This is a genomic window from Altererythrobacter epoxidivorans (genome assembly GCF_001281485.1).
Lineage (GTDB): Bacteria > Pseudomonadota > Alphaproteobacteria > Sphingomonadales > Sphingomonadaceae > Erythrobacter > Erythrobacter epoxidivorans.
Genome location: NZ_CP012669.1, coordinates 372,096 through 397,352 on the forward strand (window position 1 = coordinate 372,096; position 25,257 = coordinate 397,352).

At 62.1% G+C, this 25,257-nt stretch carries 31 protein-coding genes and 1 riboswitch; of the genes, 18 read left to right on the forward strand and 13 right to left on the reverse strand.

Annotation, left to right across the window (positions count from 1 at the left end):
• Positions 1 to 107: 107 nt before the first annotated feature.
• Entirely contained in the window at positions 108 to 695 is a 588-nt protein-coding gene (locus AMC99_RS01905; RefSeq protein ID WP_061922075.1) for a hypothetical protein, read from the reverse strand.
• Between the two features lie 154 nt (positions 696 to 849).
• On the opposite strand from AMC99_RS01905, the gene AMC99_RS01910 reads away from it, so the two are divergent.
• Entirely contained in the window at positions 850 to 1,470 is a 621-nt protein-coding gene (locus AMC99_RS01910) for a TetR/AcrR family transcriptional regulator (RefSeq protein ID WP_061922078.1), read from the forward strand.
• Positions 1,471 to 1,600: 130 nt separating this feature from the next.
• Positions 1,601 to 3,400 (forward strand): flavin-containing monooxygenase, encoded by a 1,800-nt coding sequence (locus tag AMC99_RS01915; RefSeq protein ID WP_061922081.1) that lies wholly within the window; start codon positions 1,601 to 1,603, stop codon positions 3,398 to 3,400.
• Positions 3,401 to 3,415: 15 nt separating this feature from the next.
• Here AMC99_RS01915 and AMC99_RS01920 read toward each other — a convergent pair whose 3' ends face one another.
• Positions 3,416 to 4,051, reverse strand: a complete 636-nt coding sequence (locus AMC99_RS01920) for an SOS response-associated peptidase family protein (RefSeq protein ID WP_061922084.1) — start codon at positions 4,049 to 4,051, stop codon at positions 3,416 to 3,418.
• A gap of 41 nt (positions 4,052 to 4,092) precedes the next feature.
• A riboswitch (TPP riboswitch) is annotated at positions 4,093 to 4,198 on the forward strand.
• Positions 4,199 to 4,247: 49 nt separating this feature from the next.
• Here AMC99_RS01920 and thiC point away from each other — a divergent pair.
• From thiC to AMC99_RS01945, 5 genes are all read left to right on the forward strand, one after another.
• On the forward strand, positions 4,248 to 6,146 hold the full coding sequence (gene thiC / locus AMC99_RS01925) for a phosphomethylpyrimidine synthase ThiC (protein WP_061922087.1): 1,899 nt from the start codon (positions 4,248 to 4,250) through the stop codon (positions 6,144 to 6,146).
• Positions 6,147 to 6,284: 138 nt separating this feature from the next.
• Positions 6,285 to 7,241 carry a sulfotransferase domain-containing protein gene (locus AMC99_RS01930; protein WP_061922091.1) on the forward strand — a complete coding sequence of 319 codons (957 nt, stop codon included), beginning with the start codon at positions 6,285 to 6,287 and terminating at the stop codon, positions 7,239 to 7,241.
• Positions 7,241 to 7,738 (forward strand): hypothetical protein, encoded by a 498-nt coding sequence (locus tag AMC99_RS01935; RefSeq protein WP_061922095.1) that lies wholly within the window; start codon positions 7,241 to 7,243, stop codon positions 7,736 to 7,738. The genes AMC99_RS01930 and AMC99_RS01935 overlap by 1 nt, the downstream gene beginning before the upstream one ends.
• 190 nt (positions 7,739 to 7,928) lie before the next feature.
• Positions 7,929 to 8,417 carry a RidA family protein gene (locus AMC99_RS01940; RefSeq protein ID WP_061922098.1) on the forward strand — a complete coding sequence of 163 codons (489 nt, stop codon included), beginning with the start codon at positions 7,929 to 7,931 and terminating at the stop codon, positions 8,415 to 8,417.
• A 226-nt stretch (positions 8,418 to 8,643) separates the two neighbouring features.
• Complete coding sequence (locus tag AMC99_RS01945) at positions 8,644 to 8,991, forward strand: HPF/RaiA family ribosome-associated protein (protein ID WP_061922101.1); 348 nt, start codon at positions 8,644 to 8,646, stop codon at positions 8,989 to 8,991.
• Between the two features lie 24 nt (positions 8,992 to 9,015).
• Here AMC99_RS01945 and AMC99_RS01950 read toward each other — a convergent pair whose 3' ends face one another.
• The gene (locus AMC99_RS01950; protein WP_061922104.1) at positions 9,016 to 9,585 is read right to left on the reverse strand and encodes a lipocalin family protein; all 570 of its coding nucleotides are present in this window, start codon (positions 9,583 to 9,585) and stop codon (positions 9,016 to 9,018) included.
• A gap of 305 nt (positions 9,586 to 9,890) precedes the next feature.
• On the opposite strand from AMC99_RS01950, the gene AMC99_RS01955 reads away from it, so the two are divergent.
• The 4 genes from AMC99_RS01955 to AMC99_RS01970 all read left to right on the forward strand — a co-directional run bounded on the left by AMC99_RS01955 (position 9,891) and on the right by AMC99_RS01970 (position 11,982).
• The gene (locus AMC99_RS01955) at positions 9,891 to 10,103 is read left to right on the forward strand and encodes a cold-shock protein (RefSeq protein ID WP_061922107.1); all 213 of its coding nucleotides are present in this window, start codon (positions 9,891 to 9,893) and stop codon (positions 10,101 to 10,103) included.
• Positions 10,104 to 10,173: 70 nt separating this feature from the next.
• Positions 10,174 to 10,389: a hypothetical protein gene (locus AMC99_RS01960; protein WP_061922110.1), complete on the forward strand. Its 216-nt coding sequence runs from the start codon at positions 10,174 to 10,176 to the stop codon at positions 10,387 to 10,389.
• A 232-nt stretch (positions 10,390 to 10,621) separates the two neighbouring features.
• Complete coding sequence (ygiD, locus tag AMC99_RS01965) at positions 10,622 to 11,473, forward strand: 4,5-DOPA-extradiol-dioxygenase (protein WP_061922113.1); 852 nt, start codon at positions 10,622 to 10,624, stop codon at positions 11,471 to 11,473.
• 62 nt (positions 11,474 to 11,535) lie between these two features.
• Positions 11,536 to 11,982 carry a PaaI family thioesterase gene (locus AMC99_RS01970; protein ID WP_061922115.1) on the forward strand — a complete coding sequence of 149 codons (447 nt, stop codon included), beginning with the start codon at positions 11,536 to 11,538 and terminating at the stop codon, positions 11,980 to 11,982.
• A gap of 19 nt (positions 11,983 to 12,001) precedes the next feature.
• Here the strand turns inward: AMC99_RS01970 and AMC99_RS01975 are convergent, their stop codons facing one another.
• The 3 genes from AMC99_RS01975 to AMC99_RS01985 all read right to left on the reverse strand — a co-directional run bounded on the left by AMC99_RS01975 (position 12,002) and on the right by AMC99_RS01985 (position 13,481).
• Complete coding sequence (locus tag AMC99_RS01975; protein ID WP_061922118.1) at positions 12,002 to 12,310, reverse strand: alkylphosphonate utilization protein; 309 nt, start codon at positions 12,308 to 12,310, stop codon at positions 12,002 to 12,004.
• 36 nt (positions 12,311 to 12,346) lie between these two features.
• Positions 12,347 to 12,790 carry an ion channel gene (locus AMC99_RS01980; protein ID WP_061922121.1) on the reverse strand — a complete coding sequence of 148 codons (444 nt, stop codon included), beginning with the start codon at positions 12,788 to 12,790 and terminating at the stop codon, positions 12,347 to 12,349.
• A gap of 79 nt (positions 12,791 to 12,869) precedes the next feature.
• On the reverse strand, positions 12,870 to 13,481 hold the full coding sequence (locus AMC99_RS01985) for a hypothetical protein (protein ID WP_061922125.1): 612 nt from the start codon (positions 13,479 to 13,481) through the stop codon (positions 12,870 to 12,872).
• A 128-nt stretch (positions 13,482 to 13,609) separates the two neighbouring features.
• Between AMC99_RS01985 and AMC99_RS01990 the strand changes: the two genes are divergently transcribed.
• From AMC99_RS01990 to AMC99_RS02015, 6 genes are all read left to right on the forward strand, one after another.
• The gene (locus AMC99_RS01990; RefSeq protein ID WP_232301472.1) at positions 13,610 to 14,041 is read left to right on the forward strand and encodes a COG3650 family protein; all 432 of its coding nucleotides are present in this window, start codon (positions 13,610 to 13,612) and stop codon (positions 14,039 to 14,041) included.
• Positions 14,041 to 14,403, forward strand: coding sequence for a hypothetical protein (locus tag AMC99_RS01995; RefSeq protein WP_061922128.1), 363 nt, complete (start codon positions 14,041 to 14,043; stop codon positions 14,401 to 14,403). Before AMC99_RS01990 ends, AMC99_RS01995 begins: the two co-directional genes overlap by 1 nt.
• 43 nt (positions 14,404 to 14,446) lie before the next feature.
• Positions 14,447 to 14,854 (forward strand): GFA family protein, encoded by a 408-nt coding sequence (locus AMC99_RS02000; RefSeq protein WP_061927559.1) that lies wholly within the window; start codon positions 14,447 to 14,449, stop codon positions 14,852 to 14,854.
• 204 nt (positions 14,855 to 15,058) lie between these two features.
• Positions 15,059 to 15,646, forward strand: coding sequence for a YbhB/YbcL family Raf kinase inhibitor-like protein (locus AMC99_RS02005; RefSeq protein ID WP_232301473.1), 588 nt, complete (start codon positions 15,059 to 15,061; stop codon positions 15,644 to 15,646).
• Positions 15,647 to 15,680: 34 nt separating this feature from the next.
• Positions 15,681 to 15,929, forward strand: a complete 249-nt coding sequence (locus AMC99_RS02010; RefSeq protein ID WP_061922131.1) for an SWIB/MDM2 domain-containing protein — start codon at positions 15,681 to 15,683, stop codon at positions 15,927 to 15,929.
• Between the two features lie 200 nt (positions 15,930 to 16,129).
• On the forward strand, positions 16,130 to 17,407 hold the full coding sequence (locus tag AMC99_RS02015) for a dipeptidase (protein WP_061922134.1): 1,278 nt from the start codon (positions 16,130 to 16,132) through the stop codon (positions 17,405 to 17,407).
• Here AMC99_RS02015 and AMC99_RS02020 read toward each other — a convergent pair.
• The 4 genes from AMC99_RS02020 to dapD all read right to left on the reverse strand — a co-directional run bounded on the left by AMC99_RS02020 (position 17,404) and on the right by dapD (position 19,114).
• On the reverse strand, positions 17,404 to 17,586 hold the full coding sequence (locus AMC99_RS02020; RefSeq protein ID WP_083440051.1) for a DUF3008 family protein: 183 nt from the start codon (positions 17,584 to 17,586) through the stop codon (positions 17,404 to 17,406). The two genes, AMC99_RS02015 and AMC99_RS02020, sit on opposite strands and share 4 nt — an antisense overlap.
• Positions 17,586 to 17,810, reverse strand: coding sequence for a hypervirulence associated TUDOR domain-containing protein (locus AMC99_RS02025; RefSeq protein WP_061922137.1), 225 nt, complete (start codon positions 17,808 to 17,810; stop codon positions 17,586 to 17,588). The genes AMC99_RS02020 and AMC99_RS02025 overlap by 1 nt, the downstream gene beginning before the upstream one ends.
• Positions 17,811 to 17,887: 77 nt before the next feature.
• Positions 17,888 to 18,202 carry a hypothetical protein gene (locus AMC99_RS02030; RefSeq protein WP_061922140.1) on the reverse strand — a complete coding sequence of 105 codons (315 nt, stop codon included), beginning with the start codon at positions 18,200 to 18,202 and terminating at the stop codon, positions 17,888 to 17,890.
• A gap of 87 nt (positions 18,203 to 18,289) precedes the next feature.
• A complete protein-coding gene (dapD, locus tag AMC99_RS02035) occupies positions 18,290 to 19,114 on the reverse strand; it encodes a 2,3,4,5-tetrahydropyridine-2,6-dicarboxylate N-succinyltransferase (protein WP_061922143.1) in 825 nt (274 codons plus the stop codon).
• Positions 19,115 to 19,491: 377 nt separating this feature from the next.
• Here dapD and AMC99_RS02040 point away from each other — a divergent pair, with 377 nt between their 5' ends.
• Positions 19,492 to 21,648, forward strand: a complete 2,157-nt coding sequence (locus AMC99_RS02040) for a S8 family peptidase (protein WP_061922146.1) — start codon at positions 19,492 to 19,494, stop codon at positions 21,646 to 21,648.
• 26 nt (positions 21,649 to 21,674) lie between these two features.
• Here AMC99_RS02040 and AMC99_RS02045 read toward each other — a convergent pair whose 3' ends face one another.
• Genes AMC99_RS02045 through AMC99_RS02055 form a run of 3 tightly spaced genes read right to left on the reverse strand, consistent with a single transcriptional unit; the run spans position 21,675 to position 25,179 of the window.
• Positions 21,675 to 22,757, reverse strand: coding sequence for a phosphotransferase family protein (locus AMC99_RS02045; protein WP_061922150.1), 1,083 nt, complete (start codon positions 22,755 to 22,757; stop codon positions 21,675 to 21,677).
• Complete coding sequence (locus AMC99_RS02050; protein WP_061922153.1) at positions 22,757 to 23,845, reverse strand: Zn-dependent alcohol dehydrogenase; 1,089 nt, start codon at positions 23,843 to 23,845, stop codon at positions 22,757 to 22,759. Before AMC99_RS02050 ends, AMC99_RS02045 begins: the two co-directional genes overlap by 1 nt.
• Complete coding sequence (locus tag AMC99_RS02055; protein ID WP_061922157.1) at positions 23,845 to 25,179, reverse strand: acyl-CoA dehydrogenase family protein; 1,335 nt, start codon at positions 25,177 to 25,179, stop codon at positions 23,845 to 23,847. Before AMC99_RS02055 ends, AMC99_RS02050 begins: the two co-directional genes overlap by 1 nt.
• Positions 25,180 to 25,257 lie beyond the last annotated feature (78 nt).

The window sequence follows — 25,257 nt, forward strand, 5'->3', positions numbered from 1 at the left end:
TGCCATGATAGATCGAGCCCCGGGGCGCGGTACGAAACCGCATCCCGGGGCTCTTTCCTTGCGGCGGGAAGGTCGCATCGCCCGCTGCAAGGTGACTGGCGACAGGGTCAGTCGCGCGGCTTTACATCGTCGGCAGTGGCAACGGTGGTGCCCTTCTCGCGGCGGAATTCGGGCAGTTTCGGCGTCGTGCCGGCCTGCGGGACGATGGGTGCCTGAACCTCGCCGGCGGTAGCGACACGGGTGCCGTTCTGTTTCAGCTTGGCGCGTTGCGGACGCTGGGTGTCGGGCGCCTGCACTTCGCTGGCGGTTTCGACCGTGGTCCCGTTCTGCGTCATCTTGCTGCGCTGCTGGTAGGGGCCCTGAACGCTGGTGTAGGCCTGGACGGCAGGCAGAAGCAGCGCTTCTTCATCGTCCTGCGGGGCCTGCACATCATCGGCAGTCGGCACAGTGGTGCCTTTTTCCCGGTTGAATTCGGGCAGCTTGGGTTCGGTCCCGGCCTGCGGTGCACCGCTTTCCTCGCCAGCGACATCGGCCAGCGCCTTGTCAGCGGCGCGGTTCACTTCGCGCTTCACCACCTTCTTGAGAAAGCTGAGCGCACCGGCCTGTGCCGGAACTGCAGTCAGGGCAACCGACGAAATCGTAAGCCCCATGGCGATCGCACCGAGAGCGGTGCGGGCATTCTTGATCTTCAACATAAGTCTCTCCTCACTTTCGAAAAACATGCGCCCCACCGCGATCTGTGCCGCGGACGAATCACCCTCTAGCCAAAAATAGAGCAGCAGTCTAGAGCATCAATCTAGAAATTAAATCTAGAGTGACAGGACGGTTCGATTGCGTCAGATGCGACCCATGGTTCAGGCACGAAGCAGGACGACACGCGACAGGGTGCTGGAAGCCGCCACCGATCTGGTGATCGAGGCGGGGCACCAGAACGTGTCGATGAAGGACCTGGTCGAGCGGTCGGGCGTGTCGAACGGCAGCATCTTCCACCATTTCGGGTCGAAAGACGGAGTAGTGGAGGCGATCTTCGTTCGAGAGCGTAAGGATTACCTCGGCCATGTTGGCGCGAGCATCCTGGCGCATGATGGCGATCCCTGCGACGCGATGGGAGAAGGGGCGAAGGCTGCGATCGACCACCAGGCGCGCGATCCGCAGCGCCATTTCCGCCTCATCAGCCAATTCTCGCATTCCGAATGGCTGTCACGGAACAGCGGACTATGGGCCGAACTTGCCGTCGAGATCGAAAAGCCGGTCATGGTCTGGGCAATGCCGCACCTCGCCGAAGGACGGCTGCCCATGCTCCCGCCCGCGACAATCCAGTCGCTGATGCTCGGTCCCGCCGAACTCGTTTGCCATCAATGGCGGGCAGGGAGGATCGGCGGCAAGCTGGAGGATCAGGGGCCGATCGTCCGAGACTTCGTGTCGGGAGGTTTGAAGACCCTCCGCGATCTCCAGGCTACGGCGAATTAGCGGCTAACTTCCATTCTCCCCCGTTTTCCCTGACAGGGTATGTCGTGACGCCCTGACGATCCCTCTTGCCCGATACGCGATTTGAGCGCATTATCGAATCAAATTGAAAATAAGGTATGGAGAGGGATTGATGGGAGAGCATGCCGCTCAGGTTGTCGACAAACAGGCGCTCCGCGCGAAATATGCGGAAGAGCGTGACAAGAGGCTGCGTGCCGACGGGTCGGCGCAATATCGCCGGCTGGAAACGGAGTTTTCCGATCTCGCTACCGATCCCTATACCCCACGGGTCGAACGCGAGCCGGTCACCGATCACGTAACCTTCGCCTTCATCGGCGGCGGATTTGCAGGGCTGGTCGTGGGCGCGCGGCTGAAGGACGCAGGCATCGACGATGTCCGCATCCTCGAAAAAGGCGGCGACTTCGGCGGCACCTGGTACTGGAACCGCTACCCCGGCGCGCAGTGCGACACCGCCAGCATGATCTACATGCCGCTGCTCGAGGAAACCGGGCACATGCCGACCGAAAAGTACGCCCATGCGCCGGAAATCCGCGAGCATTGTTCGCGCATCGGCAAGCAGTACGGCCTTTACGACAACGCGCTGTTCCACACGCAGGTGAGCGACCTTGAATGGGACGACGCGCGCAAGGTCTGGATCGTGCGGACCGACCGCGGCGACGAATTCACCGCCAAATATGTCGGCATGGGCACAGGGCCGCTGCATGTCGCGAAGCTGCCCGGGCTGCCGGGTATCGAGAATTTCAAGGGCAAGGCGTTTCACACCAGCCGCTGGGATTATGCCTATACCGGCGGCAATCCCGAAGGCGCGCCTTTAAGCAAGCTGGCGGACAAGCGGGTCGCAATCATCGGTACCGGCGCGACGGCCGTTCAGTGCGTCCCGCATCTGGCCCGCGATGCAAAGGAATTGCTGGTGTTCCAGCGCACCCCGTCATCGGTCGATGTGCGCAATAACAAGCCGCTCGAACGCGAATGGTTTGATGGCGTGGCCGAACCGGGCTGGCAGAAGAAATGGCAGGAAAACTTCGTCGGCAATCTTGCAGGCGGATTTGCCGCAGAGGACCTGGTCCAGGACGGCTGGACCGACCTTGGCCACCGTATCCGCAAGGAAATCATGAACCTGCCGCCCGAAGAACGGACTCCGGCCAATGTCATGGCAGCTTACGAGGATGCCGATAACCAGAAGATGTCGGAAATCCGCGCGCGCGCTGAGGCCATCGTCGGCGGCGAAGCGGGCAAGAAACTGCAGGCATGGTATCGCCAGCTGTGCAAGCGCCCGTGCTTCCACGACGAATACCTGCAGGCGTACAACGAGCCCGGCTGCCGCCTGGTCGATACCGACGGCAAGGGCGTGGAGCGGATCACCGAAAAAGGCGTGGTCGCCAACGGCGTCGAATACGAGGTCGACTGCATCATCTACGCCTCGGGCTTCGAAGTGGGGACAGAATATGCCTCGCGCGCGGGTTTCCAGGTCACCGGACGGGACGGAGAAACCCTGTCCCAGCACTGGGACGGCGGGATGAAGACGCTGCACGGGTTGCACATGCACGGCTTCCCCAACGCCTTCATGGTCCAGCCGACACAGGCGGCGAACATGATTGCCAACGTACCGCACAATATCGTCGATCATGCCGATACGATCGCGGCGGTCGTTTCCGAGGCTGAGCGCCGCGGCGCACAGACGGTGGAAGCGAGCGCAGAGGCGGAGAAGGCGTGGGTGGACCTGCTGCTGACCGGCCTTGGCGCCCGACTGGGCGATACCGGGTGCACGCCCGGATATTACAACAACGAGGGCGAAGGCTTCGGCGAGGCTGCGAAATACTCGGTCGGCCATCCGGCAGGCGCAATGGGTTACTTCAACCACATCGACGCATGGCGAAAATCGGGCGAGTATAAGGGGCTCGAGTTCGCCTAGGGCGCACGCGCTCCTTCAGGAAAGGGGCGGGTCCAGTTCTCTCAGGACGGTCGGCGTGCGCTCGACGACTGCGCGTGCCGCGTTCCAGTTTCCGTGCAACCAGTCCTGCCGGGCGCGTTCGTCGTCTGGCAGGCTCACCGGCTCGACCTTGCAGCCTGCGGCTCGCGGCGCTCCCGTGGCTTGCCGGGTGAGCAGGGCAAAGGCGGGCACTTCCTCGTCCTTCCACACCGCTGCCATGGCGAAGACTTGCTGGCCTTCGGGCGCGAACCAGTGTCTCAGCCGACGCCCCTCGTAATCGGTGCCGTCCCCCCACGCCATGAAGGCGGTCGCAGGAACAAGGCAGCGGAATTCGCTGTTCCTGAGGTTCCCGATCCAGAAAGGGCTGTCCACGTTTCGAACGGTCGAGATCCGCCGCGTCGGGTCGTCCGAATTGGGCGGGGGCAAAACGCCCCACAGCCGCGGGGTTATTCTCGGCTGCAGCCTGCCGCCCGATGGTCGCGGTCCGGCGATGAACTCGCGCCCTGCCGTGATGACAGGCGCGAAACTGAGCGGCGCGACATAGCCGCCGCACCACGGATCCTCGCCCTGCCGCGCACCGAAGCGCCGGGCAACATCTGCGGCGCTGCAATCGAGGCGAAAGAGCTGTGTCACGCTGGCGGCCCTAGACGTTAGGCTCGGCACGGTCTATCTCCTGCCCATCCCCGGGGAGCCATGAGGCTGAGAGGGCGGTTGAAGTCCGCCGACCCGTTGAACCTGAACCTGCTAACACGGGCGTAGGGAGTGGACTGGTCGCACCCGAAACCCGGCCAGCAAACCGCTCTCCCGACTTGCCCAGGAGAGACTACTGATGGCCGACATCAATTCGAAGCTGGAAATCGGCGTGACCACCGGCCCCATTCGCGGCAGCCGCAAGGTCCATGTCGGCGCGCGCACCGGCAGCGGTATCCGCGTCGCCATGCGCGAAATCGACCTCGAGGGCGATGAGCCTTCGGTCCGCGTTTACGACACCTCCGGCCCATACACCGATCCCGCAGCCAATATCGACATCCAGGCGGGCCTTCCTGCGCTGCGCCGGGACTGGATCATGGCGCGCGGAGATGTCGAGGAATACGACGCACGCGAGGTAAAACCGGAAGACAACGGCCAGCTCGGCCCCGACCGTTCGGGCGGCGTCCCTGCGTTCCCCAATGTCGTGAAGCGCCCGCTTCGCGCCAAGGCCGGGCAGAACGTCACGCAGATGCACTATGCGCGCCGCGGTATCATCACGCCCGAAATGGAATATGTGGCGGAGCGCGAGAACCTGGGCCGTGAAATGGCGAAGGAACTGATCGCCGCCAATCGCGAAGGCGCGCAGAGCTGGGGCGCGCAGATCCCTGATGTCATCACGCCCGAATTCGTCCGCGACGAAGTGGCGCGGGGCAGGGCGATCATCCCCAACAACATCAACCACCCCGAAAGCGAACCGATGGCGATCGGCCGGAACTTCCTGGTCAAGATCAACGCCAATATCGGCAATTCCGCCGTGGCGTCCGACGTCGCATCCGAGGTCGACAAGATGGTCTGGTCGATCCGCTGGGGCGCGGACACGGTCATGGACCTCTCCACGGGCCGCAACATCCACGACACGCGCGAATGGATCATCCGCAACTCGCCCGTTCCGATCGGTACAGTGCCGATCTACCAGGCGCTGGAGAAGGTCGGCGGCATTGCCGAAGACCTGACGTGGGAAATCTTCCGCGACACGCTGATCGAACAGGCCGAACAGGGCGTCGACTATTTCACCATCCATGCGGGCGTGCGCCTGCCCTATGTCCCGCTCGCCGCCAACCGCGTCACCGGCATCGTGTCGCGCGGTGGCAGCATCATGGCGAAATGGTGCCTCGCGCATCACAAGGAGAGCTTCCTTTACGAGAAGTTCGACGAGATCACCGAGATCATGAAGGCCTATGACATCGCCTATTCGCTGGGCGACGGCCTGCGTCCGGGCAGCATTGCCGACGCCAATGACGAGGCGCAGTTTGCCGAGCTCTACACGCTGGGCGAGCTGACCCACCGCGCGTGGAAGCAGGATGTGCAGGTGATGATCGAAGGGCCGGGCCATGTGCCCATGCACAAGATCAAGGAGAATATGGACAAGCAGCTGGAAGTGTGCGGCGAAGCGCCCTTCTACACACTCGGGCCGCTCGTGACCGATATCGCGCCGGGTTACGACCACATCACCAGCGGCATCGGCGCGGCGCAGATCGGCTGGTACGGCACGGCGATGCTCTGCTACGTCACGCCGAAGGAACACCTCGGCCTGCCCGACCGCGACGACGTGAAGGTGGGCGTCGTAACCTACAAGCTCGCCGCTCATGCTGCCGACCTTGCCAAGGGGCATCCGGCAGCCAAGGTGCGCGACGACGCGCTGTCAAAAGCTCGCTTCGAGTTCCGCTGGCGCGACCAGTTCAACCTCAGCCTCGATCCCGACACGGCAGAGAACTACCACGACCAGACGCTGCCGGCAGAAGGCGCCAAGACCGCGCATTTCTGCAGCATGTGTGGTCCGAAGTTCTGCAGCATGAAGATCAGCCAGGAAGTGCGCGACTTCGCCGGCAAGCAGAACCAGGGCGCCGACACTTTCCTCGAAAGCGGGCAGTCCGGTGCAGAAGCCGCCGAGGCAAGCCGCCAGGCTGCGCTGCAGGGGATGCGTGAAATGGCCGAAAAGTACCGCGAGGGCGGCGATCTTTACCTCCCGGCAAAATAGGCCCACAAAACCGGCCTACAAAACAAGTCCGCAAAAAAAAGGGCGAGATAGCAGACGGGCAAACCAGGCGGGTGCGCATTGCGGCGGGGGCGGTCAGGCTCCCGCCTGCGACAAGCATGCAAAAGGGGAGATTTGCTCATGCCGACAACCGCACGCCTCATCCGTCCTGCCACGCGCGAAGTGCGCAATCGCGCCTTCGACAGCCGTTTCTGGGACGATTTTCCGGTCCGCTCCGACGATATCGTCATTTCGACCTATCCGAAATGCGGGACCACCTGGACCCAGCGCATCGTGGGAATGCTGGTGTTCGGTAGCGCCGAGCCTTTCGCGGTGCAGGATTCCTCGCCCTGGCCCGACTTCCGCATGCCGCCGCCCGGCGCAATGCTGGGCCTCGCCGAAAGCCAGACCCACCGCAGGTTCCTGAAGTCCCACCTGCCGTTCGATGCCCTGCCCTTTTACGAAGGGGTCAAATATATCCACGTCGCACGCGACGGGCGCGATGCAGCGATGAGTTTTTTCAATCACAAGTCCCATTACACCGCGGAATCGATCGCCCGCTTTGCCGAACTGAGCAACGAGGATCCCAAGTTCGGCGACGGCGACAGCTATGAATTCTCGCCGCAGGATCCGGTCGCGCATTTCACCCAGTGGGTCGACGGGCCGGAAGATCACCAGGGCGATCCCGGCGCTGGCTATTTCGAAATGGAGAAAAGCTTCTGGGAGGCCCGGGACGAGCCCAATGTCCTGCTGGTGCATTTCAACGACCTCAAGGCCGACCGCGAGGGAGAGATGCGCCGCATCGCCGACTTCCTCGATATCGATATTTCCGAAGCGCTGTGGCCCGAACTGGTCGAGGCGGCAGGTTTCGACGCGATGAAGAAAACATCCTCCGCATTGATGCCGACAGCAGACAATGTCTGGAAAGGCGGCGGCAACACCTTCATCAACAAGGGCACGAACAAGCGCTGGGAAGGGGTATTCCGCAAGGAAGACCTCGCCCGTTATGACGCAAAGGTGGCGGCCGAGTTCAGCCCCTCGCTCGCCGCGTGGTGCGAGCATGGACGGCTGAAGGCGGAAGCGCTGGCGGCGAATTGATGTCGAAACTTCGCAAGGCCTTCTTCGCCGCGCTGGCGCTGGCTGGTGCCCCCGCTGCGGCGCAGGGGGCCGCCGGTCCGCAACCCGAACCTCCGGCCTATACCGATCCGCTGCCGACCGAGCCGAAGGAAATCGTCGCGGCATATCTGCGCGATCACACGGCATGGAACGATTTCGCCAGCCGTTACTACGAAGCGACCAGGGACTTTGACGCGCCAGAGAAAGCCTATCGCCGCCTGATCGACCTTTATTGCGGGCCGGAGAAGGACCACCAGGGGATTACCTTCAGCAGCGACCCGGGTTACGATCCCGAACGCTCCGAAATACTGGAGGAGCGCGCGGACGGTGGCCGCCGCATGGTCAGGATGCTCCACACCAACGATAACGATTTCGAGGCCCTTCACGAATTCGTCTTCGTAAAGAGGGACGGGCGCTGGTGGCTCGACGAGCTCTATTATTACGACGACTATGGCGACGAATGGCTGCCGAGTTTGTGAGGGCTATTGAGAAATGAGACCTATTCAAGACCACATATAGGACCGCGTTCTCGATCGATCCTCGCAGTTAATCTGCCGGAACCAGCTCCTCTGCCAATGCCCCGAGTTCGCTTGGAGCGGTGCTTTGCACTTGCGCAGGTCGAGCGTGCTGTGCAGTCTCATGCCCGTATCTAACAGGGAGAGAACGCACATGATCCGCCGAGCTTTAGTAGCAGCCGCCGCCATCCCCGTCTTCGCCGCCATGACCGTGTCGGCACAGGCGGGCGAACCCAAGCAGACGTTGATGCCGGAGGATGCAGAGGCGCGCGCCTTCCAGGAACAGGTCGGCTATTCCGATGCCGTGATCCACGGCGACACGATCTGGCTGTCGGGCGTCGTGGCTGTCCCGCAAGAGGGGGACGAGGGGATGAAGCCATCCTTCCACCGCGTGTTCGGGCAGCTCGGGCGCACGCTGGAGCGGCTCGGCGCGGACTGGGACGACGTGCTGGAGGTGCAGACCTTCCACACCGACATGGCCGCGCAGATCTACGAATTCGCGGACGTGAAGAACGAATACATCAAGGCGCCATTCCCGGCATGGACCGCCATCGGGGTGAGTGCGCTTTACGAGCCGGAGGGGCTGGTCGAGGTCAAGCTGATCGTGCGGAAGCCCGAAGGGGAGTCGAATAGAGGCAACTAGCAATGTTGCCACAGCGATCTAACCCGCCGGAACAAGCTCCTCCACCAGCCCCCTGAATTCCCTCAGCGTGGTGTGGCCAGCGACGATCTCGCGATAGCCGATGCGACCTCCACCCCATGCGCCGAAGCGAAGCGGATTTGCGTCGATTTCGCGCCGATTTTGCTGGAAATCCGGCTGCCAGAACCCATCTCGGTAAGTGAGAACAACAACCGAGAGGAGATCGCATATGCAGGTCCAGTTCAATTCCGACAGCAGCGTCATGGGCACCGAAAACGTGGCCGACCGTATCGAGGCTGCGGTGCGCGACAAGCTATCCCGTTTCGAGGAACGCCTCACCCGGATCGAGATCCATGTGCGCGACGAGAACGGACCCAAGCATGGCGGCGATGACAAGGCCTGCACGATCGAGGCACGCCCCCGCGGCGGCCGTGCGATCGGCGTGACGGAACACGCGGCCAAGGTCGACGATGCGGCGCGCAAGGCGGCGAACACGCTGGCCCAGCGCCTGACGCGTCATTTCGGCAAGAGCGAACGCCACGGGCACGATCCGCGACCCGACAAGGTCATGTCGTAAGCGGAAGCCCTAGGGCAGAATGCCTCAGCTGTCCGGCTGCTGCGTCAGCCGGACCAGCCCCCAGTCATAACCGAGTTCCCTGACCCTGCTTTCAAGCAGGGCACGCGTTGCCGCATCGGGCTGCGCCTCGCGGGTCAGCATCCACAGATACCGGCCGCTCGGCTCGCCCACGATCGACCAGTCATACAGCCCGTCGGCGCCCGTGGGCCCGTGGTCCAGTACCCAGTAATCGCCATAGAACGGCCCGAAAAAGCTGACCTTCAGCTTTGCACCCTGGCTATCCTCGACGATCTTCGCCTTGCCGGTGGACTGGCGAAATTCGCCGTCCAGCGACCCTTGGTAGCATGAATTGACCACCTTGATCCGGTCGTCGTCGCGCAGCGAATATTCCGCCGTCACGCCCTCGCATCCCTTCTGGAAGGATGCTTCGTAGCGGCCGTATTCGTACCATTTGCCGAGGTAGGCAGGCAGTTCGACCGGCTTGGCCGGTTGCGGCACGCTGGCATTGCCGACGGGACCGGGCGTGCCGACACATGCGGCAAGGCCGAGGGTGAGGGGGAGGGCGATTGCGGCGATCAGGAGCTTGCGTTTCATGCCATCGACAACTCGTGTGGGCGGCGACGGGTTCCGGCACCCCATGCGCACTGACCCGCGTGCGAGGAAGGCGGGATTAGGTGAATGACACAAGGCGTGCTAGAAGGTCCGCGATGACGTCGAAATTTGCGACGGACTTCGGCTTTTGACGACGCCGCTTGCCTTTCTGGCCCCGGCGAAAACCAGACGACGACTTCCTTTCTTCGGACGATGCGCATTCGCTTTGTCGCCATGGGGCGGCAGTGCACTACCGGCGCACAGGTCGTGCGGCGGATAACGACATGTTCTTTGAAAGGGACACACATATGGCCAAGACTGGCACCGTCAAATTCTTCAACGCCGACAAGGGTTATGGCTTCATCCAGCCCGACGACGGTTCTGCAGACAGCTTCGTCCACATCACTGCGGTCCAGGCTGCCGGGATGCAGACGCTCGATAAGGAACAGCGCCTCAACTACGAAGTCGAAACCGGCCGCAACGGCAAGGAAAGCGCCGTCAACCTTTCGGCTGCCGACTGACGAAATACGGCGGGCGTTGCGGTTGGTCGCAGCGCCCGTTTTTCCTTCAACCCAATTCGCGGAGAATACGATGGCTGCTACTTATGATTTCTACTGCGAACGCGCGGACCAGGCGGCCAAGGCTGCCGCGAATGCGACGCTGGCCAATGTCCGCGAACGCGAACTGCGCGCCGAAAAGACCTGGCGCGGTCTTGCCGACCAGGCCCGGGCCGTTGCGGTCCAGCGCGAGAAGGTCGAGCGCGAGAAGGCCGAACAGCGCGAGGCAGAAGCCGAAGCTGCGAGCTAGGCTGGCGCAAGACCGCCTGCCGGCGCGATAGCCGGGGGCGGTTTCCTCCCTTTCCTACATGCGGGTTCGCCCTGTAACCGGCTTGCCGCTACGGCTTGCTGGCGGCAGGCGAGATTTTCTTGGCACAGGACAGTGTTCCATGTGTTCCATCCAGTAGGATTCGCACCCATCTCGGGCGTCTCTCGTCGGTGGTCGCGTAAGGCTGTCGGCCCTGCCGTTGAAGGAGACACGCATGCCCCGGACACCAGCTCTTTTCATCGGCCATGGCAGCCCGATGAATACGCTGGAAAGCAATGGCTATACGCAAGGGTGGGCGGCCTTCGGCGAACACTTGCCGCGACCGAAGGCGATACTGGCGATTTCGGCGCACTGGTATTTCGGTGCTACGGCCGTGACGGCGATGGCGCGCCCGCGCACGATCCATGACTTTTACGGCTTCCCGCAGGAACTGTTCGACGTCGAATATCCTGCCCCGGGAGACCCCGACCTCGCCGGAGAGATCCAGGAACTGGTGAAGCCGCAATGGATGGGCCTCGACCAGGATCAATGGGGTCTCGACCATGGCACCTGGTCGGTGCTGAAGCACATGTATCCCGATGCCGATGTGCCGGTGGTGCAGCTGTCGCTCAACGCGACGCAGCCTGCACAATATCACTTCGACCTGGGACGTGCACTCGCGCCCTTGCGAGAGAAAGGCGTCATGGTCCTCGGCAGCGGCAATGTCGTCCACAATCTGCGCCGCGTGCAATGGGACAAGCCGGACGATGGCACCGACTGGGGCCGCCGGTTCGACGATGCCGTCGCGCAGCAGCTGGCCAGTGCGCCGGGCGATATCCTGAAGGTAACCGAACATCCCGATTATGCGATGGCGGTGCCCACTCCCGACCATTTCCTGCCGCTGCTTTACATGGCCGGAATCGCGGCGGAGGAGGGCAGCGGGATAGAACAGTTGCTGCAGGGCCATTCGCTCGGCTCTATCAGCATGACCAGCTATGGCATCGGTGCCCATGTCGAGCTGGCAAAGGACCCGCATTGCGCGGCCCAATTGCCCCGCGGTGTGCCGCCCGAACAAAGCAACATCTGATCGCGCCTTTCCTTGCCGCGCATGTTGGCGCACTATCTCGCCCAGGAGAGAGGAGCGACCGCATGACCGCACAGGAAAAACCCGCCTACAAGGTGCCATTCGTCGACCGGACCGGAATGCGCCGGATCGAGGAACGGCGCGGCTATTCGAAGCTGCTGATGCCGCTCGAACCCAATGCTAACCACGTCGATGTCATGTATCTCGGTGCGTTTTGCGTGCTGGCGGAAGCGGTTGCGGCCGGACCTGGCATCTCGGTGCTCGACACCTCGCGCTTTTTTCCGATCATCAAGGATATCGCGGTCGATTTCCATCGCATGGCCGCCAGCGACGTCACCGCCGAATTCGGCCTGTCGGAGGCAGAGATCGCAGGCTTGCTGGCAGACCTTGAGCGCAAGGGCAGCGCAACCTACTTCGCCGAAGTGCCGATGCACGATGCCGACGGTACACTCGCCGCCACAGGCAAGGTCACGGTCAAGCTGCTGAGCCACAACTGGTCTCCGCCCGGCTGATTGGGCCGGCCGGTCTGGCTCAACGCTTGCGGACGAATTCCGCGCGCAGCACCAATCCCTTGATCCCGGGATACTTGCAGTCGATTTCCTGCGGGTCTCCGGTCAGGCGGATCGACTTGATCAGCGTGCCCTGTTTCAGCGTCTGGCCTGCGCCCTTGACCTCCAGGTCCTTGATCAGGGTGACCTGGTCGCCATCGGCGAGGATATTTCCGACAGCGTCGCGAACCTCGACTGCGCTGGCAGCGGCCTGCTTCGCATCGAATTCGGACTGCGGCATCCATTCGCCGCTTTCTTCGTCGTAAACATACTCTTCGTCGCTGTCGGTCATCTTCTGTCCCGCTGTGTACCGTTTGTGTGGAACGCCCTAGCGCCTGCCCATCCGTGCTACCAGAGCGACGAAGAAGGCTGTCGACCAGCCGAGCAGGATCACGCCATTGATGCCCTCGATAGCCGCCACCAGTTGCCAGGCACGCGGCAGACCCTCGTCGTCATAGCCGATCGTTCCGTAGGTGATTGTGCTGAAATAGACCGCTTGATGGAGATCGGGCTGCGCTCCGCCGAGCAGATACAGCGCGGCGTACAGCCAGATTTCGAGCCCGTGAATTGCGAAGAGGCCGATCACCAATGCGAAGGTGAAGGCGATTCCCCGGGTTGAAAGGGGAGAATAATGGGCAGCGCGTTCTTCGTGTTGCTCGATCCGCAGGACGCGAGTGAGGACCACCAGCCCGACGCCATGCACCATCACGGTCAGAAGGACCATGAAGGTGGCGAGCGTCAATTGGCCAGCCATGCTGTACTCTGCGAACATGGCCGATGATTAGCATAGCGGTTCGGCGCTGCGCTACTGCCAAAGCTGTTCGTGAACGTCGTTCGTGGCGACGGACCGCTCAGTCACGAAGGGCGAGTTCGGCCTGCACGTTTATCGTCCGCGCCTTGCCGGCGAGGTCCGCGTCACGCCGCGCAAAGCGGTCGCGTCGATTGGCTTCTTCCGGCTCCGCTCCAGCACGGACGCTTCCAGTGTTCTCGAAAATCCCGCTTTCCAACGGTACGAAATTCTGCGGCAGGTTCTGCTGTGTGGAAGCGCGCTGTACGGCGCGATCGCCGGTCGCTGACAGGTCCGGTTGCTGTGCATCGAGTGCTGCGCTGCGCTCGTATCGGCGATATTCGGCGGTAGAGAGGTTCTGCTCCATGGCGAAAGCTTCGGCTTCGCTTGTCGCGCCATACAGCGGCTGTTCGCGCATTCTGTTGCGCAGGCGACCATGATAGGCGAGCTCAGACACTTCGACCACGCCATCGGGCGTCTCGAGCGGATACTGGTCGCGCGGGGCGATCATCTTGCGCGCGGCGTCAGAAGACCGGCTTTCCATCGCGTGCTGCGGCAAGGTGGAAAGCGTGTCGGAATAATTGGTCAGCGGATCGGTCGGCGTCGACATGCCGAGTGCGGTCCCGGCGGTGATGGCGAGCGTGATCGCGCCCAAAATCGCGGGCGTCGGCTTCATGGTCGATACTCCGAATTGAATCTGTGTTTGGCCGATCAACGGCCAAGGCTGGCGAAATGTTCCGAGCGCGCTTGTCCGGCCACGCCCAACAGCTTAGCGTTGCTTCAATCCCATCCTGAGGAATGAGCATGATCATCGCATGTCGAAAAATCGCCCTCCTTGCCGCAGTGGCTGCCCTGGCTGGCTGCACGGGGGCATCCCAGGGCGGTGAGGATGTGGAAGCGTTCGATGGGATTGCCGAAGGTGAAAAGATCAGCCTGCTGGGTAACGAGCCCTTCTGGGGGGCGAAGATCGCAGACGGAACGCTCACCTGGTCGACGCCCGACAACATCGACGGCGAAACCGTGCCCATCACCCGGTTTTCAGGCAACAACGGCCTCGGCTTTTCTGGCGAAGTGTCCGGCGAGGTGATCCAGGTCGCCGTCACGCCGGGTGAATGCAACGACGGAATGAGCGACCGCACCTATCCTTTTACGGCCACGATCACTCTCGGCGACCGGCAGCTGGAAGGTTGCGGATATACGGACAAACAATCTTTTGACGGACCGGAGAATCCCTGATGACGAACCTGGGTGAAGTATCGCGCGCCTGGCGCTGGTTCTTTCTCGCTGCGGCGACCTACAACCTCCTTATCGGGCTGGCTGGAATGATAACGCCTGGCGCAACGGTCGATGCCCGTATCGTGGGCCTCCTCGTCTTCGCATTCGGGGTGATCTATTATCTTGTCTCGCGCGATCCTTTGCGCTTTGCGCCGACGCTGTGGGCGGGCGTGATCGGCAAGGCCGGCGTGGTCGGGTTACTCGCACCCGAAGGTTTCGTGGAGAATGGCGATAGCCTGATTGCCGCTATCCTGATCGGGGACATGCTGTTTACGCTCGGGTTCCTGGTGTTCCTTCTGAGACGGGACAAGATGGCTGGCTGACCGGCAATAGAGCGCGCTGCGCGAGAACGGTGGGAGAGTGAAGATGAGCATGACTGGAGGCTGCCTGTGCGGGCAGGTGCGCTACGAGATCGAAGGCGAACCGGCGATGTCCCTGACCTGTCATTGCAAGAACTGCCAGAAACAGGCCGGCAGTTCCTTGTCGGTGATCATCGGCGTGCCGGCCAGCAACTTCTCCATGACGGGTGAGCTTAAGACCTATGAAGACACTGGCGACAGCGGGCAGCCGGTGTTGCGGATGTTCTGCCCGCAATGCGGTTCGCCGGTAGTGAGCAAGGTGTCGCAGCAACCCGGCATGGTTTTCGTCAAGGCAGGTACGCTGGACGATACCTCGACGATCAAACCCGCTTTCCACCTCTATACGAAGAGCAAGCAGGACTGGGTCGAACTTGGCGACATCCCGGCTTTCGAGACTGTGCCCGACGGACTTTGATCCGTTTGGTTCGCAAGCGGCGCCAAAGCTGTTTCAAGGTGAGATTAGGGCGCTCTTGGGCGCTTTCGGGCCTGTTTATGTCTGAAAATGCGGTGATTTGCCTCTCTCACGGGGGAAAACCGGTGCAAAGACCGATTCCCTGCCTCGTAACGGCAGGGCGAAAGGCCTAGCACCGTTCCTCCGTTCAACGAGGAGAGTGTATCCGTGAATAGCGTGCCCGACTGGTTCAATTCGGCTTTGCCGCCTGCTGCCCGCCATGCGGGTTTGGCCCTGGCGAAGGTCGGAACCGAACGTGCACACGGTCGCGGAGGCTTCACCCTCACGAGCCCGGCATTCCGTAACGGCGAAGAGCTCGACCCCAGCTTCACCGCCGACGAAGAAGATGCCGTTGCACCGCCGCTGGAATGGACTGCGCCCCCGCCTGGCACGCAAGAGCTTGTCATTATCGTGGAGGATGCAAGCTCCAACGGCCCTGCGCCTGCATGCCACTGGCTGGTCTGGGGTCTCGCCGGACAGCGCGGCAAGCTGCTCGAAGGCGAGGTGCCGCCGCGGGCGGGCAAGAATTCTCACGGTAATTCGGAATGGATGCTTCCCGACCTGCCGGACGGAGAAACCCATCACTTCGTATTCCAGCTGTTCGCACTCGAACTGCCGCTGACCCTGATGCCAGGGGCGGGCAGGGAAGATCTGCTTTCAGCTATGGAGGGGCAAGTCATCGCCAGCGCTGCGCTGGTCGCCCACTACACCAAGTCGGACGAAGAAGACGACGACTGGGTCGATGACGAAATATGATGATCAACGGCCATAAATAGGAAAGGAACTGACCATGGCTGGCAACAACGCACTACAAAAGCCGGTGAATCTCTCGCCGGAACTCGAGAACGTCGTAGGCAAGGGTCCGATGACCCGCGCCCAGGTGACCTCGAAGGTCTGGGAATACATCAAGGCACACAACCTTCAGGATTCGAAGGACAAGCGCCAGATCAATCCCGACGACAAGCTGGGCGCCGTGATCGGCAAGCAGCAGATCTCGATGTTCAAGATGACCGCTGCGGTTTCCAAGCACCTCAGCTAAGTCTTACCGGTCCTGGCGGCGCGGGTCGCAGATGCGCGCCGCCGACCAATCCTTCGCGAAAAACCCGCCGGTTCTTCGCGACCAGTCGATCGACCAGTGATCGACAGTTTGCGCGATTGCGCAGCCAGACAGCCGATTGACGTTTCGCTTGTGCGCCGGTCTAAGGCGCGAGCAACTTTTAGTCAGCTGGAGACAATTTGATGAAATCGACGCTTGCGCCTTTGGCCCTCGCCGTCGCAGCCATGGCTGCGGGAACGACGGGCCTTGCCGCTCAGGAAACGCCGGAACAGGTGGCGGCAGCGGCTCTCGACGCAGCGCCGGTTTTCGATGGACATAACGACGTCCCCGGCCAGCTACGCGACCGCTACAAGAACGTGCTCGCCGACTTCGACTTCCACGATACGACCGATGTGCCCGGTAACGGCTGGAGCGGGGGCGGGATGCACACCGACCTGCCGCGCGCCCGCGAAGGCAAGCTCGGCGCACAGTTCTGGTCGGTTTATGTCAGCGCCTCGCTGCCCGAACCCGAAGCGGTGCAGACGACGCTCGAACAGATCGACGTGACCAAGCGGATGGTTGCCCGCTATCCCGATGACTTGCAGTTCGCCCTCACGGCAGACCAGGTGGAAAGCGCCATGGCGAACGGCCGCATAGCCTCGTTGATGGGTATGGAAGGCGGGCATTCGATTGGATCGAGCCTGGCAGTCCTGCGCCAGATGTACGATCTCGGTGTGCGCTACATGACGCTCACGCACTCGAAGACGATCCCCTGGGCGGACAGCGCTACCGATGCGCCCACCCATGGCGGCCTGACCGATTTCGGCAAGGATGTCGTGCGCGAGATGAACCGTATCGGCATGCTGGTCGACCTCAGCCATGTCAGCGAAGAGGTGATGAACGACGCACTCGACGTCGCGAAAGCGCCGGTGATCTTCAGCCATTCGGGCGCCCGGGCCATCAATGGTCATGCCCGCAACGTGCCTGACAGCGTGCTTGACCGCCTGCCCGAAAACGGCGGCGTCGTCATGGTCGTCGCCCTGCCGGCCTATTTGAGCGAGGCGCAACGCCAGTGGTTTGCAGACCGCTCTGCCGAAGAGGCCCGCCTGAAGGCGCTGTGGCAGGGGCAGCCCGACAAGGCAGAGGCGATGCTCAAGGCTTGGGATGAAGCGCATCCCACACCCGACGCAACCATTTCCGACATGGCAGACCACATCGACCACATTAAGAAGGTTGCTGGCGTCGCCCATATCGGCATCGGCGGCGACTATGACGGTATGCGCAGCGGCCCTGTCGGCATGGAAGACGTTACCGGCTATCCGGCATTGTTCACCGAGCTTGCGAAGCGCGGATATTCGCAGGCCGAACTCGAGATGATTGCGTCACGCAATATCCTGCGCGCCATGCGCGAGGCCGAGCGTTATGCAGCGAGCCAGCGCGATGCTGCTCCTTATGAAACACTGATCGGAGCTGCCGACTAGTCGGCGGTTTCAGGCAGGTCTTCGCGAGAAGTCGACGCCATCTCCTCCAGTTCCTCCTCGGACATGCTATCGTACATGTCCCTGGAGGCGCCTTGCAGGTCAGAGACCATCTGGTCGCCGCGCTTGGCAGCGAGCGCGGCCCCTGCCGCCTTTTGCTGGGCTTTCGAATTTGCTTTCATCAGGCCGATTCCAGCTCCGAACCGAGCTTGAGCACTTCGGCGCCGTCGTCCTGCTTGATCAGATAGGCAGGGTCGTTCTCGCAACCGTTGCGGGTGACCTCGCTGCCATCAAGCGTTCGGGTTACTTCGCGCTCGAAGCGTTCCTTGACCTGGCCACAGCCTTCGCCGTTGCCCCAGTTCCACTTCACATATTCGCTGGTCCGGAAGCTGTTGGAATTGCTCATATTACGCTCCTGATTTCGTTCTCAGGAGAAGAATGAGCGGGGGAAACGCATGTTCCCCCGATCTCGTAGCGCAGGGCCTATTCGGTTTCGTTTTCGACCGTAGCGAGCGGGGTGTCCACATCGGCACTGCCGCCTACTTCGCCAGCTTCCGGAACGCGGTCGCTGACGATTGAATCGGTTCCTTCGCCGCTTTCCTGGCTGGCGGCGATGCCGGTCGCGGTCGCTTCTTCCTCGATATCGCCCTGAGTCATGGCCCCGCCGATCCAGATCAGCGAAAGTACCACGACTGCCAGCAAGGTTCCGATGATCAGAACCCAGCGCACCACGCCCTCTTTCGAGCCGGCGCTAGCCTCGGTTTCGGTGACGTGGATCTCTCGTCCCTGATTTTCCATTTCTATGCTCCCGTTGAATTGAGAATATTTCGCAGATTTGCGAACTCAACGGGGTCTTCCGGTGAATGTTCCGGATAGGCAGGAATCTCAGTCGCGCAGAAGCTCGTTGATCCCGGTCTTGGAGCGGGTCTGGGCGTCGACCGTTTTGACGATCACTGCACAGGCGAGCGACGGCCCGCCGTTGGGATCGGGCAGGGTGCCGGGGACGACGACCGAATAGGGCGGGATATGTCCGCGGATCACTTCGCCCGTGTCGCGATAGACGATCTTGGTCGATTGGGTGATGAAGACGCCCATGGCGACCACGCAGCCTTCACCGACGATCACGCCTTCGACGATTTCGCTGCGCGCACCGATGAAGCAGTTGTCACCGATTATGGTCGGGTTTGCCTGCATCGGTTCGAGGACGCCACCGATGCCGGTACCTGCAGAGATGTGGCAGTTTTCGCCGATCTGTGCGCACGATCCGATCGAGCCCCAGGTGTCGACCATGGTTCCTGCACCGACATAGGCGCCAATGTTGACGAAGCTCGGCATCAGGACGCAGCCAGGTGCGATGTACGAGCCGCGGCGGGCGATCGCGCCGGGTACCACGCGGATACCGGACTCCGAAAAACGGGTCTCGCCCCAACCGGCAAACTTGCTCGGCACCTTGTCATATGCGGGCTGGCCGGCGGATCCGCCTTCCATTACGCGATTTTCATGGAGCCGGAAGCTTAGGAGCACAGCCTTCTTCAGCCATTGGTTGACCTTCCAGCCGCCATTGCCGTCCGGTTCGGCAACGCGGGCTTCGCCGCTGTCGAGCATCGAAATGGCGGTTCCGACCGCTTCGCGTACATCCATGCTGCCGGTCGTGATATCCGCGCGGTTTTCCCACGCACTCTCGATCGCAAGTTCAAGATCGGTCGACATTTCGGCTCCTAACCCAGAATTCGGTTGGCTCGGCTGCTAGCCGCGCCCCGCAAGCGTCGCAAGCAGGCATTCATTATTTGGCACTAGAAGACACTTGGTTATAAGGCTGCCGCAGTAATTCCAGGGTATTCGAGGTCGCATTCATGAAATTTGTCGTAGGCCAGTTGGCGTGCCGTAATTTTTTTGTCGGAGCCGCAGTGTGCGGTCTGCTCACCGCTTGTGGCGGCGGCGGGGGTGGTACGAACAGCACTCCGCGTCCTATTTCGACGCCGACGCCTTCGCCAAGTCCAACTCCGGTCCCGACACCGACCCCATCGCCAACGCCGACACCTACGCCCACGCCGACACCTACGCCGACACCCACGACCGGCAATTATGTGCAGCCTCAGCTTCCCACCGACACGATCGGCTACAACACTCCCGAATTTCGCCGATCCGATGGCCCGGCCTTTCACGGTGCGCCAAGCGCGTGGGTCGCGGGTGCGACGGGATCAGGTCAGGTCATCGCCGTGATCGACAGCGGGATCGACCAGGCCAATGCGGAATTTGCAGGCCGGATTTCCCCCTTGTCGACGGGCATCAACGGCAACACGACCTTCCAGGAAGAGGACAACCACGGGACGCTCGTTTCGCTGGTTGCTGCAGCGGACAACAACAATTCCGGCAATGTCGGCATTGCCTATGACGCGACGATCCTGGCCATTCGCTCCGACGATCCTGGCACCTGCGCTGCGGACGACTGTAACTTCGGGGATGTCTCTGACGGCATTCGTTATGCGGTCGACCATGGTGCGGTCGTGATCAACATGTCGCTTGGCGGCTCGGCCCCATCTTCAAATGAAATCGACGCGATCCGTTACGCTGCAGCCAACGATGTCGTGGTCGTTATTTCTTCGGGTAACGACGGGGATAGATTTCCGGACCCGTTCGCTTCAGGCAGCTTTGCCACTTCGGGGACGAATGTGATCATCGTTGGATCGGTGAATGAGAATGGTGTCGCGTCGGACTTCAGCAATGGCGCGACCGGATACCGCTCGCACTACATCGCCGCACTTGGCGAGGACGTCTACGTCGTTTTCGATGGATCGGGATGGTTGATCTCGGGAACGAGCTTTTCCGCTCCCCAGGTTTCTGGCGCTGTCGCGCTGATAGCGCAGGCCTTTCCGAACTTGACGGCGCCAGAGATCATCGAGCTGCTGATGACGACCGCGCAGGACGTGGGTGAGGCTGGACCGGACGACGTTTACGGCCAGGGCATCATGAACATCCGCGAGGCATTCCAGCCTCAAGGTCGCACGACACTCGCAGGCAGCCAGACTGCAGTCGCTACTATTGACGACGTTGCAATCGGTTCGACGGCGATGGGCGACGCTCTTGTCGCGCAGGGTCTCAAGACCCTCATCACCGACAGGTTTGACCGGGCCTTCGGCTACGACATCGGCAGCCGCATGCAGGGCGCCCAGATCGCGCCCCGCCTGCAGGATGCAGTGAGCCGCGAAGTGCAGTTTTCTGCCGTCGAAACGGCGGCCTATTCGGTTTCCTTCACCACGGGCAAGGGGCCAAGGGCGGGCGGTCTCGAATGGACCGATGCGCTGCGCCTGACCAAGGATGATGCAGACCGGGCCAAGTTCCTGGCGGCGAGCGTTGCGGCACGTGTGTCACCTGACCTCCAGCTCGGCGTGGGCATTGCCCAGGGGGCAAGCGGGCTGGTCGCGCAATTGCAGGGAAGTGGCAGGACGAACCTCAAGCCGGCATTCCTGGTGGCCCCGTCCGCAACAGGCGAAGAGGGGCGTTTCAGCAGCAGCGACATGTCGCTGGCCTTGCGGCACAAGACAGGTCCGTGGGGCCTGACCCTCCATGCCGAGAAGGGTGACCAGTGGCTGGGCGATTATCGCTTTGCCGGCGAGGTTGCTTTCGGTGTGCGCGAACACCGCCCGAGCCGGAGCATCGGCCTTGCGGTGGACCGTGAATTCGGGCCGCTGCAGGCATCGCTCGGAATGACGTGGAAGAACGAGGACGGCACCGTACTCGGCGGTTATTTTGGTGATTTCCTTGGCGTCACCGGTGCCGATAGCGCGTTCATCGACTTCGACATTCGCCGCGATCTCGGATCGGGGTGGAGGGCCGGTGCTGCGTTGCGCGGGGGCATGACCTCACCGCGAGCCGGCTCGATCATCGGCGGCGGATCGACCCTATGGAGCAATGCCTGGTCGATCGATCTTGCGCGGCAGGGAATGTTCAGCGCGAACGACAGCCTCGGCCTGCGGGTCAGCCAGTCCCTGCGGATCGAGGATGGCGGTTTCAACCTCGTCCTTCCGGTCGCTTATGACTACGCGACCGAAAGCCCGATCTACGGCACGCAGCACCTCAACCTCGCGCCCGACGGCCGCGAGATCATGGGTGAGCTCGCCTGGCGCGGCACGTTGATGTCAGGGAATGCCGCAGCGAGCCTGTTCTATCGCAAGGACCCGGGGCACTACGCATCGGAACCGGACGATGCCGGTGTCGTGCTGCGCTGGGACAGGAAGTTCTAGGCTGGCAAGTGCTTGGGGATGCCCGATCAGTCGGGCATCCCTGCAGCTTTCGCGAAGTCGTAAGCACGCTCGATCAGCGGGGTCACCCGCTCGCTCATCGATTTGGCATGTGCCGACGATGCCGTGCCGTCGATCACGCGTTTCTTGATGCCTTGCATGATCCCGGCCAGCCGGAACAGGTTATAGGCAAAATACCAGTCCATCGGCGGAACCGGATAGCCGGTGCGAGCGACGTAGCGTTCGACGGCTTCTTCCTGTGTCGGGATGCCCAGCGCTTCCAGATCGAGGTCGAGCAGGCCTGCACGGCCGTCTGACGGGTTGTGCCAGTTCAGCATGAGATAGCTGAAATCGGCGATCGGATCGCCCAGCGTCGACAGTTCCCAGTCGAGCACGGCGATCACGCGGTTCTCGGTCTTGTGGAAGATCATGTTGTCGAGGCGGTAATCGCCGTGAACGACCGAGCTTTCGTACTGCGGCGGAATGGTTTGCGGCAGCCATTCGATCAGCCGCTCCATCTTCGGCTGGTGTTCGGTTTCGGACAGCTTGTACTGCTTGGTCCACCGGCTGATCTGGCGCGCACAATAATCATTTGGCTTGCCGAAATCCCCGAGCCCGATTTCGTCGGGCTTTTTCAGGTGGAGATCCGCCATCGTATCGATCATGGCGTTGTAGATCTCGCGCCGGTCCTCGGGCGAGGAATCGGGCAGGCCGCCGTTCCAGAGGCTGCGCCCGTCCGCCATGCTCATGACGAAGAACTTCGCCCCGATCACATCGGGATCTTCGCACAGGCCGAACGTCTGCGGCACGGGGAAACCGGTCGGATAAAGGCCGGTCATCGCCTTGTATTCGCGGTCGACGGCGTGCGCGCTCGGGAGGAGCTTCCCGAACGGCTGGCGCCGAAGAACGTAGGACGCCCCAGGGGTGTCGATGCGATAGGTCGGGTTCGACTGGCCGCCCTTGAACTTGGAATAGCTCAGGGGGCCAGCGAAGCCTTCCACATTGGCCTCGAACCAGTCGGTCAGCCTGTCGAGGTCGAGCCGGTCATTCTCGGGCACCTCGATGGTGCCGACCATCTCCTTGTCGAAATCGATCTGCGGACCTTCGCTCATCAGTCGAACACCACCACGCTACGGGCCGAATGGCCATCGCGCATCTTGTCGAAGCCCGAGTTGATCTCGTCAAGCGGGATGCGCTCGGCGATGATCGTGTCGAGGTCCAGCAGGCCGCGCATATAGAAATCGACGAGGCGCGGCAGGTCGACCGGGAAATGGTTCATGCCCATGATCGCGCCCTGCAGCTTCTTGCCCGAAAGCAGGTCCATGGCACCGAGGCCGACCTTGCAGTCGAGCGGCATCATGCCGAGGATGATGGCAGTGCCGCCGCGGCGGAGCGAAGCGACTGCGAGGTCTGCGGAGGCCTGGCGGCCAACCGCTTCTATGCCGTAATGGACGCCGCCTTCGGAGATCGCGATGATCTGCTTTGCCGCGTCTGGCGCCATGGCATCGACGGTATGGGTCGCGCCCAGAACCTTGGCCAGTTCACGCTTTTCTGGGATCGGGTCGACCGCGATCACCTTGCCCGCGCCGGCAATGCGCGCGGCATTGATCGCAGCGAGGCCGACGCCGCCGCAGCCGATCACGGCAACGGCTTCGCCCGGTACGACCTTGGCGGCGTTGAAAATCGTCCCTGCACCGGTCGTTACGGCACAGCCGATGATGGCTGCACGATCGAGCGGCATGTCCTTGTCGATTGCGACGCAGGCATTTTCGTGGATCAGCATCTGCTCCGAAAATGCCGACAGGTTAAGCATCTGGTTGACCGGAGCGCTGCCGTCGGCGCGCATGATGCGCGCAGGCGCATCGGGACCGCGGCGGGTATCGGCGCCCATGCACAGCGCCATGCGCCCGGTGACGCAGAACTCGCAATGGCCGCAAAATGCCGACAGGCAGGAGACCACATGGTCGCCCGGCTTCACGGTCTTAACTTCGCTGCCGACCGCGCGCACCACACCTGCGGCCTCGTGGCCGGGAATGGCGGGCAGGGCGTGCGGATAGGCACCGTCGATGAAGTGCAGGTCCGAATGGCAAAGGCCGCACGCCTTCGTGTCGATCAGAACCTCGTGGGGGCCGGGATCGGCGAGTGTTACCTCGCCGATCGTCAGTTTCCCTACTTCTTCAAGAATTGCTGCCTTGGCCATCAGCGTGCAACTCCCATGTCGCCCGACGACAGGTTGTCATTGCCCATGGTCGGTGCCTTGCCATCACGCAGTGCATTGGCCGTCGGACCTGCCTGCGGCATGTGCTTGGCGAACTCCATGCGAGCGATCGAACGTGCGTGCACTTCGTCCGGACCATCGGCAAGGCGGAGCGTACGCTGGTGGGCGTAGGCGCTGGCAAGGCCGTAGTCTTCAGACACGCCGCCGCCGCCATGGGCCTGGATGGCATCGTCGATGATGCGCAGCGCCATGTTCGGTGCCTGCACCTTGATCATGGCGATTTCCTGCTTGGCGTTCTTGTTGCCGACCTTGTCCATCATGTCTGCCGCCTTGAGGCAGAGCAGGCGGGTCATGTCGATGTCGATACGGGCACGTGCAACACGCTCTTCCCAGACCGAATGCTTGTAGATCGGCTTGCCGAAGGCTTCACGCTCCTGCAGGCGCTTGCACATCTTCTCCAGCGCTTCTTCCGCAACGCCGATGGTGCGCATGCAGTGGTGGATACGGCCCGGCCCGAGGCGGCCCTGCGCGATCTCGAAACCGCGGCCTTCGCCCAGCAACATGTTCGTCACGGGAACGCGAACGTTCTTCAGTTCGACTTCCATGTGGCCGTGCGGCGCATCATCGTAACCGAACACCGGCAGGTGGCGGATCACGTTTACGCCCGGCGCATCATTGGGGACGAGGATCATCGATTGCGCGGCGTGGCGGCCGGCGCTGAAATCGCTCTTGCCCATGACGATCGAGACCTTGCAGCGCGGATCGCCGAGGCCCGAGGACCACCACTTGCGACCGTTGATGACATATTCGTCGCCGTCGCGCTCGATATGGGTTTCGATGTTCGTCGCGTCGGACGAGGCAGTATAGGGCTCGGTCATGAGGAAGGCCGAACGGATTTCGCCGTTCATGATCGGCGTCAGCCACTCTTCCTTCTGTTCGCGCGTGCCGTAACGATGGAACACTTCCATGTTGCCGGTGTCGGGAGCCGAGCAGTTGAAGACTTCCGATGCGAAGCCAATGCGGCCCATTTCCTCTGCGCACAGCGCGTATTCGAGGTTGGTCAGGCCAGGGCCTTCGAATTCGTAGGTTTCATCGACGTGATGATGGCCGTCGTTGCGCGGCGGCATGAACAGGTTCCAGATGCCTTCGGCCTTGGCCTTGGCCTTCAGTTCCTCAACGACAGGGATAACTTTCCAGCGATCGCCCTCGGCATCCTGCTGCTTGTAGGTCGGAACGGCGGGGCGAACGTGCGCTTCGATGAAGTTCTTTACGCGGTCCCGCCAATAGGCCTGGCGTTCTGTGGGTTCGAAATCCATGTCTTCTTTCTCCTGTCTATCTCTGTTCTGTTGCGCGCGAGCGTGGCAGAGCTACCACTTCGCGCCAAGTTCTGATTT

What these genes read in the sequence shown, in the direction of transcription:
- AMC99_RS02045 (WP_061922150.1), bottom strand. Translation starts at nt 22,757, where the DNA reads ATGAGCGAAGGTCCGCAGATCGATTTCGACAAGGAGATGGTCGGCACC.
- AMC99_RS01985 (WP_061922125.1), bottom strand. Translation starts at nt 13,481, where the DNA reads ATGAAGCCGACGCCCGCGATTTTGGGCGCGATCACGCTCGCCATCACC.
- ygiD (WP_061922113.1), top strand. Translation starts at nt 10,622, where the DNA reads ATGCCCCGGACACCAGCTCTTTTCATCGGCCATGGCAGCCCGATGAAT.
- AMC99_RS01905 (WP_061922075.1), bottom strand. Translation starts at nt 695, where the DNA reads ATGTTGAAGATCAAGAATGCCCGCACCGCTCTCGGTGCGATCGCCATG.
- AMC99_RS01980 (WP_061922121.1), bottom strand. Translation starts at nt 12,790, where the DNA reads ATGTTCGCAGAGTACAGCATGGCTGGCCAATTGACGCTCGCCACCTTC.
- AMC99_RS01940 (WP_061922098.1), top strand. Translation starts at nt 7,929, where the DNA reads ATGATCCGCCGAGCTTTAGTAGCAGCCGCCGCCATCCCCGTCTTCGCC.
- AMC99_RS02015 (WP_061922134.1), top strand. Translation starts at nt 16,130, where the DNA reads ATGAAATCGACGCTTGCGCCTTTGGCCCTCGCCGTCGCAGCCATGGCT.
- AMC99_RS01955 (WP_061922107.1), top strand. Translation starts at nt 9,891, where the DNA reads ATGGCCAAGACTGGCACCGTCAAATTCTTCAACGCCGACAAGGGTTAT.
- AMC99_RS02000 (WP_061927559.1), top strand. Translation starts at nt 14,447, where the DNA reads ATGAGCATGACTGGAGGCTGCCTGTGCGGGCAGGTGCGCTACGAGATC.
- AMC99_RS01970 (WP_061922115.1), top strand. Translation starts at nt 11,536, where the DNA reads ATGACCGCACAGGAAAAACCCGCCTACAAGGTGCCATTCGTCGACCGG.
- AMC99_RS01975 (WP_061922118.1), bottom strand. Translation starts at nt 12,310, where the DNA reads ATGACCGACAGCGACGAAGAGTATGTTTACGACGAAGAAAGCGGCGAA.
- AMC99_RS02010 (WP_061922131.1), top strand. Translation starts at nt 15,681, where the DNA reads ATGGCTGGCAACAACGCACTACAAAAGCCGGTGAATCTCTCGCCGGAA.
- AMC99_RS01915 (WP_061922081.1), top strand. Translation starts at nt 1,601, where the DNA reads ATGGGAGAGCATGCCGCTCAGGTTGTCGACAAACAGGCGCTCCGCGCG.
- AMC99_RS01910 (WP_061922078.1), top strand. Translation starts at nt 850, where the DNA reads ATGGTTCAGGCACGAAGCAGGACGACACGCGACAGGGTGCTGGAAGCC.
- AMC99_RS01930 (WP_061922091.1), top strand. Translation starts at nt 6,285, where the DNA reads ATGCCGACAACCGCACGCCTCATCCGTCCTGCCACGCGCGAAGTGCGC.
- AMC99_RS01995 (WP_061922128.1), top strand. Translation starts at nt 14,041, where the DNA reads ATGACGAACCTGGGTGAAGTATCGCGCGCCTGGCGCTGGTTCTTTCTC.
- AMC99_RS01945 (WP_061922101.1), top strand. Translation starts at nt 8,644, where the DNA reads ATGCAGGTCCAGTTCAATTCCGACAGCAGCGTCATGGGCACCGAAAAC.
- AMC99_RS01935 (WP_061922095.1), top strand. Translation starts at nt 7,241, where the DNA reads ATGTCGAAACTTCGCAAGGCCTTCTTCGCCGCGCTGGCGCTGGCTGGT.
- dapD (WP_061922143.1), bottom strand. Translation starts at nt 19,114, where the DNA reads ATGTCGACCGATCTTGAACTTGCGATCGAGAGTGCGTGGGAAAACCGC.
- AMC99_RS01990 (WP_232301472.1), top strand. Translation starts at nt 13,610, where the DNA reads ATGATCATCGCATGTCGAAAAATCGCCCTCCTTGCCGCAGTGGCTGCC.
- AMC99_RS02030 (WP_061922140.1), bottom strand. Translation starts at nt 18,202, where the DNA reads ATGGAAAATCAGGGACGAGAGATCCACGTCACCGAAACCGAGGCTAGC.
- AMC99_RS01960 (WP_061922110.1), top strand. Translation starts at nt 10,174, where the DNA reads ATGGCTGCTACTTATGATTTCTACTGCGAACGCGCGGACCAGGCGGCC.
- AMC99_RS02055 (WP_061922157.1), bottom strand. Translation starts at nt 25,179, where the DNA reads ATGGATTTCGAACCCACAGAACGCCAGGCCTATTGGCGGGACCGCGTA.
- thiC (WP_061922087.1), top strand. Translation starts at nt 4,248, where the DNA reads ATGGCCGACATCAATTCGAAGCTGGAAATCGGCGTGACCACCGGCCCC.
- AMC99_RS02050 (WP_061922153.1), bottom strand. Translation starts at nt 23,845, where the DNA reads ATGGCCAAGGCAGCAATTCTTGAAGAAGTAGGGAAACTGACGATCGGC.
- AMC99_RS02025 (WP_061922137.1), bottom strand. Translation starts at nt 17,810, where the DNA reads ATGAGCAATTCCAACAGCTTCCGGACCAGCGAATATGTGAAGTGGAAC.
- AMC99_RS01950 (WP_061922104.1), bottom strand. Translation starts at nt 9,585, where the DNA reads ATGAAACGCAAGCTCCTGATCGCCGCAATCGCCCTCCCCCTCACCCTC.
- AMC99_RS02020 (WP_083440051.1), bottom strand. Translation starts at nt 17,586, where the DNA reads ATGAAAGCAAATTCGAAAGCCCAGCAAAAGGCGGCAGGGGCCGCGCTC.